The organism is Athalassotoga sp., from assembly GCF_049965695.1.
Lineage (GTDB): Bacteria > Thermotogota > Thermotogae > Mesoaciditogales > Mesoaciditogaceae > Athalassotoga.
On sequence record NZ_JBMFWB010000005.1, the window covers coordinates 19813 to 35166 of the forward strand.

Sequence of the window (15354 nt, forward strand, 5' to 3'; positions counted from 1 at the left end):
AATGAGGAAAACAAAAATAGTTTGTACCATAGGACCTGTGACTTTAAAAAAAGAAATGTTGGAATCTCTTGTGAGAACGGGGATGAATGTGGCAAGACTGAATATGTCTCACGGAACGCACGAAGAGAAAGCGCAAACCGTTCAAGACATAAGAGAAATAAGAAAAAGACTTGGCCTTCCTGTTGCAATTCTTATGGATATAGAAGGGCCAAAGTTGAGAACTGGAAAATTAAAGACAGAATACGTTGATCTCAAAAAAGGTTCTAAACTCGTTTTAACCGTCGATGATGTGCTCGGCGATGAGAACAAAATTTCCGTAAGTTATCTCGGACTTCCGAAAGATGTAAAATCTGGCGATACGATCTTTTTAAACGATGGACTCATAAATCTAAAAGTCTTATCTTCAACAGACAAAGAAATCGTCACAGAAGTTGTAAACGGTGGAAAAATAACCCACAACAGGGGAATAAACGTGCCGGGAGTCGATCTTGGAGTACCAACGCTTACCGAAAAAGATTTAAACGATATAGAACTTATATCACAGTTAAAACCCGAATACGTTGCTTTGTCCTTTGTCAGAAAGCCAAAGGATGTGTCGGATTTACGCCAAATCTTTAAAGAAAAAGGATTCGAAGATGCACGTATAATTTCAAAAATAGAAACCAAACAGGCTCTCGATAATCTTGAATCAATTTTAGATGTTTCGGATGGTGCAATGGTTGCCAGAGGCGATCTCGGTGCCGAAATAGCCTCGGAAGACCTACCGATAGCACAAAAAAGCATCATAAGACTTTGTAACGAACGTGCCATACCGGTTATAACCGCAACTCAGATGCTCGAATCGATGGTCACAAATCCAAGACCTACTCGTGCCGAGATCACGGATATAGCAAATGCCGTTTTAGACGGAACAGACGCGGTTATGCTTTCAGAGGAAACAACGATAGGAAGTTATCCGATTCAAGCGGTACAGTTCATGGATAAGATAACGAGAAAGGCCGAAAAATATCTTGATATATCTGAAAACATAAGGGCATCAGCCATTAAGAAAAGTCAAAATGTAAGCGATGCGATAGCCTATTCGGCCTGGCATTTGAGCATAGAGGTGGGTACTTCTATCATAATAGCATCGACATTTTCAGGATATACGGCAAGACATGTGTCAAAGTTTCGACCGTCAGCAGTTATCTTTGCCCCTACCCCGAAGGAAACTTCGTACCATCAAATGGCGCTCGTGTGGGGTGTTGTCCCAACTGTCATAGATAGGGTTGAATCCACGGATGAGATGATAGAAAATTCTATAAAAGAACTTCTTGGAATGGGTCTTGCCAATCCCGGTGAAAATGTGATCATAACGGCCGGAATTCCTTGGGGTTTTTCCGGGACGACAAACCTTATTCAAATTCACAAAATTTAAGGAGGTGTCATCGATGGAAACTGGTGCTGAAAAAATATTATGGAATCTTGGAGATATTTACAAATCGTCGGAAGAAGTTAAAAAAGATGCCGAGAAACTGCTTGAAGAAAGCAGGCAATTTCACGAAAGGTATTCAAATACAGATCAGATTTTTCACGATTCAAATTCAGCGAAGGCTTCCATCGAAGCATTTTCTGATCTTTACGATCGCTTTGGAAAGATTTCCGAATATGTTCAACTTAAATTTGCAGAAAATACCATTTCCGATGAAGTGAAAAAACTCATGTCATGGTTCGAGAACGTTGAAACAGAATTTCAGTCTAACCTCGTCTTTTTTGGCATAGCGATATCGAAGATGCCCGATGATGTTTTCAACCGGATCATTCCGTCAGTTGAAAAATACAGACATTTCATCGAATCTTCCCGAAGATTCAAAGATCATGTTTTTTCGGAAAAAGAAGAACAAATCATAGTGCATAAAAATGTAACGGGCAGCGATGCGTTTATCAAATTTTACACTCAACTCGTATCAACTTACAAATTCAAAGTCAAGACAGACGGAAAAGCACAAACTTTGAATGGCAGTCAACTTCGATCGCTTCGAATGCATCCTGATTCAAAGGTAAGAGAAATGGCAAGCGTAAAATTGTTTAAAAGATATAAAAAAAATGCGCTTGAAATAGAAAGTGCTTACAACGCTGTGGCAAAAGATTACGATACAGAGGCATTTTTAAGAGGATATTCTACTCCGAACAGCATGAGAAATCTTGATAACGAGGTTAATGATTCAGTCGTTGACACGCTTGTAGATGTAACGACAGATAACAACATTCTCGTTAATAGGTACTACAAAGTGAAAAACAAGTTGATGGGATTCAAAATGAAACTAAGCGATATATATGCACCGGTGGGAAATGTTCAAAAAACTTTTTCATGGAAAGAGGCAAAAGAGATCGTAAGAAAGGCTTTTTACGGTTTCGACGATAAATTCGGAAGGATAGCCGATGATTTTTTCGATAAAAACTGGATTCATGCTGCTCCTCTGCCTGCCAAAGAAGGTGGAGCATTTTGCGCTTATTCGACACCATCTGTCCATCCTTACGTGCTTTTAACCTTTACCGGCCAAATAAAAGATGTCATAACGCTCGGTCACGAACTCGGTCATGGCGTTCATGGTGTGCTTTCTTCAAAACAAAATATTCTTCAATATCATACACCTCTTACGATGGCAGAAACATCTTCTACTTTTGCCGAAATGCTTTTGATGGATTATTTTCTTGAGACACTTCCCCAAAAAGAAACAGTACCATTTGTTGCATCCAAACTTGAGGATCTGTTTGCAACCATGAACAGACAAAACATGTTTACCAGATTTGAAAGACGCGCGCATGAAAAAATATCTAAAGACGGATCCACCTTCGATGAACTTTCGAATATTTATGATGAAGAACTTCATACCATGTTTGGGGATGCTGTTGAATACAATCCAGAATTCAGATGGGAATGGTCTTCGGTTCCTCATTTCTTTCATACGCCTTTTTATTGCTATGCTTACGATTTTGCCCAGTTGCTTGTCATATCTTTGTATGCCAGATACAAGGCGGGTATGACTGATTTTAAAAAAAGATATATCGACCTGCTTTCGGCAGGAGGTTCTGATAGTCCGGAAAAACTTTTAGCACCTTTCGGAGTAAAACTTTCAGATCCGAAATTCTGGCAAAGCGGCTTCGATTACATCGAGGAAAATCTTGTTAAAAGATTGGAAAGTGAAGTAAAATGAAAATCCTTGTCGCCCAGTCCGGCGGGCCGACGGCCGTGATAAACGCCTCACTTTCAGGCGTGATTAAAAGGGCTAAAATGCACAAACATGAGATAATCGGAGGCCTTTACGGCATAGAAGGAATTTTGGAATCAAGGTTGATTGACCTTAAAATGCGAAATGAAGAGATGCGTCTTTTGGGAAAAACTCCCGGATCGTACCTTGGATCGTGCAGATATAATCTTCCAGAACCACCAAATCAGATCTACGATCGTTTTTTCGATGTCATCAATGCCAACAAAATAGATGCCTTTCTTTACATAGGTGGCAATGATTCCATGGATTCCGTTGCAAAGATATCCATGGAGGCAAAAAGAAGAAAATTGCCGCTTCTTACAGGCGGCATACCCAAAACCATAGATAACGATCTCGTTCAAACGGATCACTGTCCTGGTTTTCCGAGTGCGGCGAAATTTTTAAACGTCATTGCATCTGAATTTGTTATAGATTCAAATTCGTATTCAAAGGTATCCATATGCGTTATGGAGATAATGGGAAGAGATTCTGGATGGCTTACTGCATCTGTTAAACTTTCTGAAGAGATCGTCGATGGTTTGAATGTGATAACTTATATACCAGAAAAAGCAGTGACCGAAAAACAAATCCTTGATGAGGTTTCAACAAAAAAAGGTATGGTGCTTGTTGCCGTTTCTGAAGGCATAAAAAACACGGACGGAAAATATTTTTCGAGCATCGAAATCAAAGATGCCTTCGGCCACCCAAAATTGGGCGGGGCAGGCGAAAGAGTTGCCAACATAATCGAAAAAATAGGTAAAGTCAAATTTGTGAATCCATCTTTTCTTCAAAGATCGGCATCTCATCTCGTTTCCGAAGTTGATGTCAAAGAGGCTGTAATGGTAGGAATGGATGCTGTCGATGCTCTTGAGAAGGGTAAAAATGCATTTTTCGTGTCAATCGAAAGAAATGATGGAAATGCTTATTCTTCGAAGACCAGGATCATTTCGATCGAAGGAATCGGAAATAAGATAAAAACCATGCCGGCAGATTTTGACGATCTAAAGTTAAAAGCATATGTAAGACCTTTAATTGGAAAGATGCCAAAATACGCAAGGAGAAAAATTTGAGCATCATACACTTCTTTTTAAATTCCTTAAGTAATTTTTCAATATGGGCAATAAATTCAGCCGGATATTTCGGTATATTGTTCACGATGATCTTGGAAGGCTTTTCCATTCCCATACCAAGTGAAATAATACTTCCTCTTGGCGGGTATATCGCTTCCAAAGGAACTCTCAACGTGCTCGGTGTCGTGATGATGGGATCAATCGGAGGCACAATCGGATCGATTGCGTTGTATTATGTTTCGATGATTTTCGGAAGAAACTTCATAAAACGGTGGGGAAAGTATGTTTTGATCTCCGAAAAACATCTTGATGCTATGGGAGATTGGTTTAACAAGTACGGTAATTTTACAGTTTTCACAACAAGATTGCTTCCGGTTGTAAGAGGTCTTGTCGCGATTCCTGCAGGGATTGCAAAAATGAACATCTGGAGTTACACCCTTTACACTTTTTTGGGAAGCCTTGTATGGTCACTCATCCTGACCTATTTCGGTTTTCAACTTGGACTCTCTGGCGTTAGCATGGATATAATATGGATCGTTGTCTTTATCCTCGTTGGGGTTACCTTTGGGATTTATTTTGGTTACAAGTTTTTGAAAAAACACGTAAGGCTTTTCACGATATTTGTGAACTTTGTTTTATGGTCATTTTTAGCCTTTTTCGTTTTTTTTGCACTTTACGAGGCTTATTTCCCTGTGAAAGTTCACGATCTTAACTACACGAATATCACCAAAGTTCAGCAAATAAAAGGTGATTTTTCATTTTACGCTGTCGGAAACACGTTTTACAACGTTGAATTCTTCGATGCGTTTGCATCTGCAATGGCAACGTCAAACTCAAAAAGTTTTATCGTTGACCTTGGAAATATGGTTTACTCCGGAGATCTTTCGAAATATAAAATATTACTTAACGATCTTAAAAAAATAAAGATGCCATTTTTGGCCGTACCGGGGCCAAAAGAATTTTCAGATGGCGGTTATGCCAATTTTTATTCGATATTCGGAAGTTATGAATACACATTTCATGTTGGAAACACATTTTTTGTAACTTTGAATGTTGCAGACGATAAATTAAATCAATCGCAACTCGATTGGTTGTCAGACAGATTATCGAAGGCATCAACATACGTTCACAAAATAGTTTTCATGCATTTCCCATCTTCTTGGATGGGGAAAAGCGGTACAAGATTAGACGAGAAGACCTCGCAAAATTTCGAACAAATACTGAAAAACAACAAAGTCGATCTTGTCGTATCGACTGGGAGAACGAAAGGATATTTCAATTCTCCGATTCCAAATATTGAGATTGGTGGCAGAAGATACGCGATGATAAGTGTAAATGGCAGTTCAATTTCGGTAATTCAGGATGAATTGCCATCTTTGAAATCCAATTTCAATCAAGCCATGCAGAATCTGTCCGCTTACATTTACACTTTTTTGGTTATGGAATGGCCAATCATCGGCATAATAGCCATAGCAATTCTTATTTTCTGGTTTTTGTGGAAGAAATACAAAATAACCGTTAAAATTGAGAAAAAATAAAAAAGTGTCGAGGTGTTTTTGTGAAAAATTTTGACTTGACAATTCTTACCACGACTGATATCCACGGCTACATATTTCCAATAGACTATGCGACAAAACGTCCCATTGATTATGGATTGGCAAGGATTTCCACCGTGATAAGAAATGTCAGAATGACGGAAAATCACGTACTTTACCTTGATGACGGAGATTCTATTCAGGGATCTCCTTTGGAATACTATCATGGAAATGTAGATAACTCAAAATCAGATCCGACGATAAAAGCGCTTAATTATCTCAAGTGCGATGCCATGACCATAGGAAATCACGAATTCAATTTTGGAAGGAAAGTACTTGAAAAAGCCATTTCTGAAGCGGCATTTCCAATCACCTCTGCAAATATAGTTTACAGGGCAACCGGAAAACCGGCATTTGGAAAAGGTTACGTGATTTTCGATTTTGATGAAGGTCCTAAAGTGGCCTATTTGTGCCTTACAACGAAATACATACCATTTTGGGAGGATCCAGAATACATAGAAGATATAGATTTTTTAGACCCCATTGAAACTGCCGAAGTTTACATCCGTGATTTGAAAAATTTGGGGATAGACGTGATAATAGTGGGATATCACGGAGGATTTGAAAAAGATCCTGACAGTGGAGAGATCATATCAGAACCGACCGGTGAAAACCAAGGATACGAGATGGCGAATACTTTGGAAGGAGTCTCCGCTTACATCTTCGGACATCAACATAAGTCTTTTGCCACAAAAATAAAAGATATCCCTGTCATAATGGCTTCATCTTGGGGAAAGGCTTTGGGAAAGATAGATTTGAAATTATCATTCGATGATAAATGGACCGTGCAATCGAGCGAAGTTAAACTTTTAAAGCCAGATCTTTTATCTGACAAAGAAATGATTAAAATGGAAAAACCGTATCAAATTACCGTCCAAAAATGGCTTGATGAACCAATCGGAGAGGCGGCAGGAGATTTTTGTATACCTGATGTGATGTACGCACGAACCCATGAAACCGCACTTTTGAATCTTATAAACGATGTTCAACTTCATTATTCGGGTGCCCAAATATCCGCAACCGCAATTTTTTCTTCCGAAATTCGCGGCTGGGAAAAAGGAACGATAAGAAGAAGAGATGTTATGGGAGTGTATATCTTTTCAAATACCCTTAAAGTGTTTAGCCTAAAAGGTGTTGATATAAAAAATATGATCGAACATTCGGCCTCTTATTTTGATCTTAAAGACGGAAGAGTCGTTTCTTCAGGAGACCTTGCAGGATACAAATACAACATATTTAAAGGAATTTCTTACACGATGGATTTGACAAAGGAAAAAGGCAAAAGAGTTGTAAAACTCGAAATAAATGGAAGTACTCTCGATGAAAATGCAGAATACACAATAGCCGTAAACAGTTATCAGGCCGGAGGAAACGGGGGATACACTATGTTTCTTGACAAAAAGCCTATAAAAGAGATCAAGGTTCAGATTGCCGATCTTATCGTCGAATATATACAAAACATGAGAATAATCGAACCCAAAATCGAGGGCAGTTGGAATGTAGTATACTGATTTATACCCCGCTTAAAGTAAATGAGTTAATTATAAAAGGGATTAAAGGTACGTTGATTTTTATCGCTTTGGTGTTAAAATATGATCGTGGTTTGAGAGAACCAATTTCATTTGGGAGGCAAGGTAAATGAAAGGTACTGTTAAGTGGTTCGATGCCAAGAAAGGCTATGGTTTCATAACGATGGAAGATGGAAATGACATCTTCGTGCACTACTCGGCTATCAAAATGGATGGTTACAAGAGTCTAAAAGAAAATCAAGCAGTCGTCTTTGACATCACAGAAGGGCCAAAAGGTAAACAGGCATCGAATGTAAGATCGGCTTGAATCCAACAAAATTATCTGAAGCCCGATTAAAGATCGGGCTTTTTTGATGAAAGGAGAAGGTATGAAAATAATAGACATAAGAAGTGATACCGTTACATTACCAACCCCTAAAATGAGAGAAGCCATGTTCAAGGCCGAGGTCGGAGATGATGTTTACGGAGATGATCCGACTGTAATTGAACTTGAAAGATTGGCAGCCGAAAAGGTGGGAAAAGAAGCGGCCATTTTCGTTCCATCTGGAACTTTTGGAAATGAACTTGCCCTTCTTACTCACACCTTGCGCGGAGACGAGGTAATAGTCGACGATTATTCGCACATAATGATCCATGAAGCAGGCGCATCGGCCGTCATAGCCGGAGTTCAACTTAGAACATTCAGATCTACAAACGGTCATCCCGATCCTGACGAGATAGAAAGTCTTATAAGAGAAAAGAACATTCATTTCCCAAGGACAGGACTTATTTGTTTGGAAAATGCCCATGGTATGGGAACGGTAACAGATGTTGAAACGATGATGCGAATTCATGAAATAGCCAATTCTCACGGAATACCGGTTCACCTCGATGGGGCGCGAATTTTCAACGCGGCGTGTGCGCTTGGTGTTGACGCGAAAGAAATTGCAAAAAACACAGATAGCGTCATGTTTTGTCTTTCGAAAGGGCTTGCCGCGCCAATAGGATCTATGCTTGCAGGAACAAAGGAATTCGTTGAAAAAGCAAGGAAGGGAAGAAAATTGATGGGTGGCGGCATGAGGCAGGCTGGAATAATCGCCGCTGCAGGTATAGTTGCGCTTAAAGATATGATACCCAGGTTGTGCGAAGATCATGAAAATGCGCGTTTGCTCGCTGAAGGTCTTGAATCTTTGAACGAAATAGAAGTTTTTAAAAACAGGCTTGATATAAACATGGTGTTTTTCAGATTCAAAAATCATTTAAACGACGGTGATTTTGTTTCTTACATGTTGAAACAGAGTATCAAGATAAATTCAGTTGAAAACGGTGAATACAGATTTGTCACGAACAAAGATGTATCAAGATCAGATGTCATGTACGTCATCGAACGGGTGAAAACATATTTCAACCAAATTTGATCCGACACGATAACATAAAATGTCATACTTTTTCAGAATCTGATTGCTTCGGTGTAAGGGTACTTCAGTTTAAAAATCGAATTTCTACTCATCTTAGCGGAAGGCAGGATGCCTCAATTGGTGAGAAGTGATGTGTGAAGAGTGAACAGTAAAAGACTCTGTCAATCGGAGATTACGCGTCACGCGTTACGAACCATCTCTAATGTCTAAACTCTAATCTCTTTTCTACGTGCTACGAGCCACATGCTATCTGCCGTTGTAGGCACCTGCCTGAGTTTAGATTCGGAATTTAAAAGTAGTTTAGGATATAATACAATTGTATATTTAGTTCACTTTAAAAGCCGAATGTTTATTTACCGTAGCGGAGGGCAGGATGCCTCAATTGGTGAGAAGTGACGTGTGAAGAGTGAACAGTAAAAGACTCTTTCAATCGCAGATTACGCGTCACGCGTTACGAACCATCTCTAATGTCTAAACTCTAATCTCTTTTCTACGTGCTACGAGCCACATGCTATCTGCCGTTGTAGGTACCTGCCGCAGCGATGATTCGGAATTTAAAGTTGGCTCAGTATAAATTCAATCAAGTTTCAAGGGGATAGAATTTTGAATGAGTTAAGAAGACTTTTTGTATCTTTTGGCTTTCAAGGAGCAGCTTTCGGAGCAATAGGCGTTATTATAAGCCTTTTTGTCGTGATAGGGTTGGGAGGAAATGTCGCCAGCGGAAGTGTCGCTTCTGCATTTTACGCTCTCGGAAATTTGTTCGGTTCCATGATGATCGGTGTTATCCTCGACAAGTACCAACGCTTTTTTGAAGTCGTTTTCGTAAGTGCACTTGCGGATGCAGTTGTGACGGTGTTGATGGCAATAGTTGCGAATATATATTTTTATTACGTTTTTGCATTGGTACTTGGTATCTTTGCCGCTATGATGGGCCCTGCCATAACGGTATATTTGAACAAAAAATTCGATGAAAACCTTTACCGAAAAAGAATAAATACCATGAACCTTTTTAACAGCGTTGGCGTTACGATAGGTACGTTCATAGGAGGTTTTTGGCTTTCTTACTTTCCGTTTATAACGCAAAGTGCCCAAAAGATGAGATTTGTATTCATAATATCATCTTTGTTGTTAATCGTATCGACCATTCTATCTTCGGGATATATAAAAAAGCAAGAGTTTTTGAGAACTTTCAAAACCAAGAAATTTTTCCCAAACATGCATTCTCTTGCCGATCACCTCGCCGCGATACCCCATAACGTCTTTTTTTCCTTTAACTTAAGGGGGTTTAAGGTTGAAACGGGAAGATACATGATAAGTATATTCATGATCTTTTTCGGTGCAAATATGATTTTTTCGATATTCTCGATATACTTAAATGAGGTTTTAAGGATAAGCAGCGGCACGATTTTCATGATATACGGTTTAAACAACATTCTCACCAATACGGCATATTTTTTGACAAACAAAATTGCAAACAAAGTCAAAGACTCAATTCTTGTAAGGACTGCACTTTGGACAAGGGTTGTCTTGTTTTCTTCAATAGCGATTTCCGGATACATTATCCCAATCGGAATTTGGATCACGATCGTTGCGTTCTTGATAATTGGATTTACATGGCCTTTCTTTTACATACCTACCACGGTGCACGTTACAAATCTTGCACTTCCAACAGATCGCGGCCGCATAATAGGACTATTCAACGTTGTCATAAATTTTGCTGTAATAGTGGCTTCTTTCATTTCCGGATACATAGCGCTTGAATTTGGATATGTAACCTCTTTTGTGGTTGGAATAATAGTTCTATTTTTGGGAGAAAGATTTATACATAGATTGAACACGGCAATGCCTATTTCAAAAGAAAAAATCGAAGAGATGTCGAACGATGGAAAGGGCGATAAATCGCAAAGCAATTTGGCCGCTCAAGAAAAATTATGATATACTTGATCAAATTTACATGAGTAAGTATAGTATACATTGAAAGATCATTTGTGATGGTTCTGTTTTGAAGGGAGGGAGTGGTCTAACGGCCACGATTTTTTTGGATAAGTTTTATTTGCCTCAAGAAAGCGAGAAAAAATGGTACAAAAAATGGGAAGAAAATGGATTTTTTGCTCCGCATCCGGGGAACGGAAAATTTTCCATGGTCATCCCGCCACCGAACATAACCAATGTACTTCATGTCGGTCATGCACTTAACATAGTACTCCAAGACGTTGTGACAAGATATCAAAGAATGAAAGGCAAGGAAACCTTGTGGGTGCCGGGAGAAGATCATGCGGGTATTGCAACTCAGAATATAATCGTAAAAAAACTTGCCTCGGAGGGAAAAACAAAAGAAGAAATGGGTTACGATGAATTTCTTGAAACAACGTGGGAATGGGCCCGAGAATATAAAGATAAGATAAAAAATCAGGTTAAATCAATGGGTGCTTCCTGTGACTGGTCGAGAGAAAGATTTACGCTTGACGAAGGACTGAGCAAGGCCGTAAGAAAAGTGTTCGTCTCTCTTTACAAAAAAGGGCTTATATATAAAGGTAAATACATGATAAATTGGTGCCCGAGTTGCGGCACCGTTCTGTCTAACGAAGAAATAGAATATGAAAACGAACATTCGGAAATTTATTATATAAATTATCCACTCGAATCTGGTGGGAACGTTGTTATTGCAACGACAAGACCGGAGACGATGCTGGGTGACACGGCAATCGCTGTTAATCCAAAAGATGAAAGGTATAAAGATATCATCGGAAAAAATGCTGTTCTTCCGCTTGTCGGTCGTGTTATTCCCGTGATATCGGACGATTACGTGGATATGACCTTCGGTACAGGTGCTTTGAAAGTTACTCCGGCACATGATCCAAATGATTTCGAAATTGGTAAAAAACATAAACTTGAAGCAATAGAGATACTTGATGACGAGGCAAAAATATCTTTTGACGGACCATACAAAGGATTGAGTAGAGAAAAAGCCAGAAAAGCAATTGTTTCCGATCTTAAAAACGGCGGATATCTCGTTAAAGTTGAAAAATACGATCATTCCGTCGGACATTGTTACAGATGCCATACTTCGGTTGAACCTAAAATATCCGATCAGTGGTTTGTCAGCATGAAATCTCTTGCCGAACCCGCAATACGTGCGGTTAAAGAAGAAAAGGTTAAATTTCACCCTGAACGGTGGGAAAAGGTCTATTTGAACTGGATGGAAGATATTCACGATTGGTGCATATCGAGGCAACTTTGGTGGGGACACAGAATTCCTGTTTGGTATTGCGATGATTGCGGTCATCTTACCGTATCCGAAACTGATCCTGAAAAATGCGAATTTTGCGGTTCTACCCATATACATCAAGATACCGATGTGCTTGACACATGGTTTTCTTCGGCACTATGGCCATTTTCGACTCTTGGCTGGCCCGAAGAAACAGAGGATCTCAAAAAATTTTATCCCACCGATTTACTTGTAACGGGTTTTGACATAATCTTTTTCTGGGTTGCAAGAATGATAGTCATGGGAATTGAATTCATGGATGAAGTTCCATTTCACGATGTTTACATTCACCAACTTGTTCGTGACAAATTTGGAAAGAAGATGTCAAAATCTCTCGGAAATGGAATAGATCCAAATGAAGTTATACAGAAATACGGCGCAGATGCGATGAGAATGACACTTGCAATGCTTGCGGCTCAGGGCAGAGATATAAATCTTGACGAACGTGCCTTTGAATCTTACATGCATTTTGCCAATAAAATATGGAATGCAAGTCATTTCGTTGAGATGAACACACAAAATGTAAAAATTGAGCATTTTCAGGGTTTAACGATGGCTGATAGATGGATTTTATCAAGACTTAACATGGTCATAAAAGACGTCACAACTGCCCTTGAATCCTATGACTACAACATAGCAGCCCATGGAATTTACGATTTCTTCTGGGGCGATTTCTGTGATTGGTATATAGAACTTTCAAAGGTACAACTTGAAGATCCAAAACTCAAAGAAAATACCCAGCAGGTACTGCTCCACGTTTTGCAACAAAGTTTGAAGTTGCTTCATCCCTTTATGCCTTTCATTTCAGAAGAAATCTGGTCAAATTTCTTTGATGGCTTTTTGATAAACGCCAGTTGGCCGATCGAAAAACCAGAGTTTTATTTTGAAGACGATGGCTTTGATTTCCTTATGGAAACAGTAAGAGGCATAAGGAATGTAAGATCCGATCTTGATTTGCCTCCTGCTTCCAAGATAAATGTCGTGATGGTTGGCAAGTCAAACTGGCCAAAAGACTCTCCATTTGAACTTTACATATCAAGGCTTGTGAATGCTTACAGCGTCGAGACTGCGAGAATAAAGCCAAAAAAAGGTATGACGGCGGCCATGAATTCGGATATGGAAATATTTGTGGTTATGGACGAACACTTTGATTTCAACGGCGAAATAGTTCGGTTGAATTCCAAAATAGTCAAAGCCGCTGAAGAATTTAGGAAACTCGATTCTCGCCTTTCAAATGATGAATTTTTGAAAAAGGCTTCTCCGGAGATTGTTGAAAAGGCCAAAAATGAAAAATCTGAGATCGAAAAAACCCTTAAGAGACTTGATAACACACTCAGAAAGTTAAAGGAATGATTTGATGAAATACGAAGAAATGGTAGAAAAATTATTTTCCTTTCACCCGGAAAATAAGATAAGACTGGGCCTTGACAGAATAGAAAAATTGTTGGAAAGACTTGGGAATCCTCAAAAAGAATTTAAATACATTCATGTTACAGGCACGAACGGGAAGGGGACCGTAACAAGGACGATAGGTAAACTGTTGACCGTTCATGGTCTTAAAGTGGGTACTTATTTTTCTCCGCATCTCGAATCTTTCAGAGAAAGGATAAGAATAGATGACCTTTTCATATCTGAAGAAAATAGCGTCTCTATGTATGAGATAGTTTCAAAGGAAGCAGAGGAAATGTCGAAAGTGCCTGGCATGAAACCTACTTTTTTTGAGATTGTAACTGCTATGGCTTTTTTGTATTTCAAATTGCAAAAAGTCGATGTGGTTGTTTCCGAAGTTGGAATGGGTGGTCGATTTGATGCTACAAACGTCGTCGATGATCCGCTGTGCTCGGTTATAACGATTGTGGATTACGATCACATGAACGTGCTCGGTAATACCCTGTCTCAAATAGCCTTTGAAAAATCCGGCATAATAAAGGAAAACTCGCCGGTTATAACAGGTGAATTCAAGGATGAACCGCTTAAGATAATAGAAGCAAAAGCCCGAGAAATGAACGCTGAAGTTAGAAGAATCGGGAGAGATTTCAGATACATCGTCAAAAGAATAGAATTTGCAAGAAATGCTTTTGATTTCGTTGGCAAAAGATGGAATTTGTCACTTGAAACGAGGATGAACGGTCTCGCAGCCATCAACAACATGGCGATATCTTTGGCAGTTTTTGAATATCTTGACGAAATCGGATTTGTAAAAATGAACGAAGAAAAAATTTACAAAACGATCTTCACGATTCCGTGGGAAGGCAGATTTGAGTGGTTTCCATCAGATTTAACGGTTATTTTGGATGTCGCTCATAATGCCCCAGCAATGGAAATGCTTAGGAAAAATTTAAAACTTTATTTTCCAAACCGTGAAATCAACGCTGTAATTGGCATTTTGAACGATAAAGATTACAAACGTATGATCGATATAGTGGATCCCATTTTTAAGCGTATTTACATAACATCTCCCAAGAACGAAAGGGCCTTCGATCCGTTTTCAATTTACAACTGGGCTGTTAAGAATTACGATAACGTTGGCTTTATAAGAGATATAGAAGATGCGACAGAAATTTGCATGAACGTTTCAAAACAGGAAAATTCAATTGCCGTTGTGACAGGATCCTTTTACACAGTTGGTTTTGCAAGGAGTTTTCTTAGAGGTGTGAGGTCGGAAAAATGATCTGGGCACTTCGCGGATCGATAACAAGAAAAAGCACCAATTCCATCGCGATTGATACTGGGAATGTCGTCTACGAAGTCTTTTTTGCGTTGAAAGAGATCGAAAATTTAAAAGAAGGTCAGGATATCTTGGTTTACATACGTGAAAACGCAAAAGAGGCTGAACCCATTGAACTCATAGGCTTTTTAAGTGAAGAGCGCAGATATCTTTATGATATGTTGGTAAGCGTAAATGGAATAGGATCGAAAAACGCACTCAAGATCATGGATTTTATCGATCTTGAAACACTTTCAACTTCTGTGGAATCAAAAGACGTTAAATTTTTGAGTTCACTTCCCGGCATAGGACAAAAAACGGCCGAGCGGATCATATTGGAATTATCTGGAAAGATAAAAGAAATAGGCAGATCGGATTTAAAACTTGGGGAAGCGGTTGAAACTTTGATAGCGTTAGGCTTTTCCCGTAACGAAGCCTTTGTCGCCGTTAAAAGGGCAATCGATTCAGGGGCGCGGGAACTTGAAGATATAGTTAAAATCGCACTTTCAACTGTAAGAAAGGTCTGATTTGTAAATT

The 15354-nt window shown here is 39.2% G+C and carries 11 protein-coding genes; all 11 read left to right on the top strand.

Annotation, left to right across the window (positions count from 1 at the left end; all coding sequences use genetic code 11):
* Position 1 precedes the first annotated feature (1 nt).
* The 11 genes from pyk (at position 2) to ruvA (ending at position 15344) form a co-directional block, all read left to right on the top strand.
* Positions 2–1417 (top strand): pyruvate kinase, encoded by a 1416-nt coding sequence (pyk, locus tag ACP5NR_RS02440; RefSeq protein ID WP_428004286.1) that lies wholly within the window; start codon positions 2–4, stop codon positions 1415–1417.
* Between the two features lie 13 nt (positions 1418–1430).
* Positions 1431–3197 (top strand): M3 family oligoendopeptidase, encoded by a 1767-nt coding sequence (locus ACP5NR_RS02445; protein ID WP_428004287.1) that lies wholly within the window; start codon positions 1431–1433, stop codon positions 3195–3197.
* On the top strand, positions 3194–4321 hold the full coding sequence (locus tag ACP5NR_RS02450; RefSeq protein WP_428004288.1) for a diphosphate--fructose-6-phosphate 1-phosphotransferase: 1128 nt from the start codon (positions 3194–3196) through the stop codon (positions 4319–4321). Before ACP5NR_RS02445 ends, ACP5NR_RS02450 begins: the two co-directional genes overlap by 4 nt.
* Positions 4318–5859 (top strand): VTT domain-containing protein, encoded by a 1542-nt coding sequence (locus ACP5NR_RS02455; protein ID WP_428004289.1) that lies wholly within the window; start codon positions 4318–4320, stop codon positions 5857–5859. The genes ACP5NR_RS02450 and ACP5NR_RS02455 overlap by 4 nt, the downstream gene beginning before the upstream one ends.
* Before the next feature lie 20 nt (positions 5860–5879).
* Positions 5880–7427, top strand: coding sequence for a bifunctional metallophosphatase/5'-nucleotidase (locus ACP5NR_RS02460; protein WP_428005891.1), 1548 nt, complete (start codon positions 5880–5882; stop codon positions 7425–7427).
* 127 nt (positions 7428–7554) lie between these two features.
* A complete protein-coding gene (locus ACP5NR_RS02465) occupies positions 7555–7752 on the top strand; it encodes a cold-shock protein (protein ID WP_428004291.1) in 198 nt (65 codons plus the stop codon).
* A 61-nt stretch (positions 7753–7813) separates the two neighbouring features.
* A complete protein-coding gene (gene ltaE / locus ACP5NR_RS02470; protein WP_428004292.1) occupies positions 7814–8842 on the top strand; it encodes a low-specificity L-threonine aldolase in 1029 nt (342 codons plus the stop codon).
* 603 nt (positions 8843–9445) lie between these two features.
* On the top strand, positions 9446–10777 hold the full coding sequence (locus ACP5NR_RS02475) for an MFS transporter (protein ID WP_428005892.1): 1332 nt from the start codon (positions 9446–9448) through the stop codon (positions 10775–10777).
* A 97-nt stretch (positions 10778–10874) separates the two neighbouring features.
* The gene (locus ACP5NR_RS02480; protein WP_428004592.1) at positions 10875–13463 is read left to right on the top strand and encodes a valine--tRNA ligase; all 2589 of its coding nucleotides are present in this window, start codon (positions 10875–10877) and stop codon (positions 13461–13463) included.
* Between the two features lie 4 nt (positions 13464–13467).
* Positions 13468–14781, top strand: coding sequence for a bifunctional folylpolyglutamate synthase/dihydrofolate synthase (locus ACP5NR_RS02485; RefSeq protein ID WP_428004583.1), 1314 nt, complete (start codon positions 13468–13470; stop codon positions 14779–14781).
* Entirely contained in the window at positions 14778–15344 is a 567-nt protein-coding gene (gene ruvA / locus ACP5NR_RS02490; protein WP_428004582.1) for a Holliday junction branch migration protein RuvA, read from the top strand. The genes ACP5NR_RS02485 and ruvA overlap by 4 nt, the downstream gene beginning before the upstream one ends.
* Positions 15345–15354: the final 10 nt, after the last annotated feature.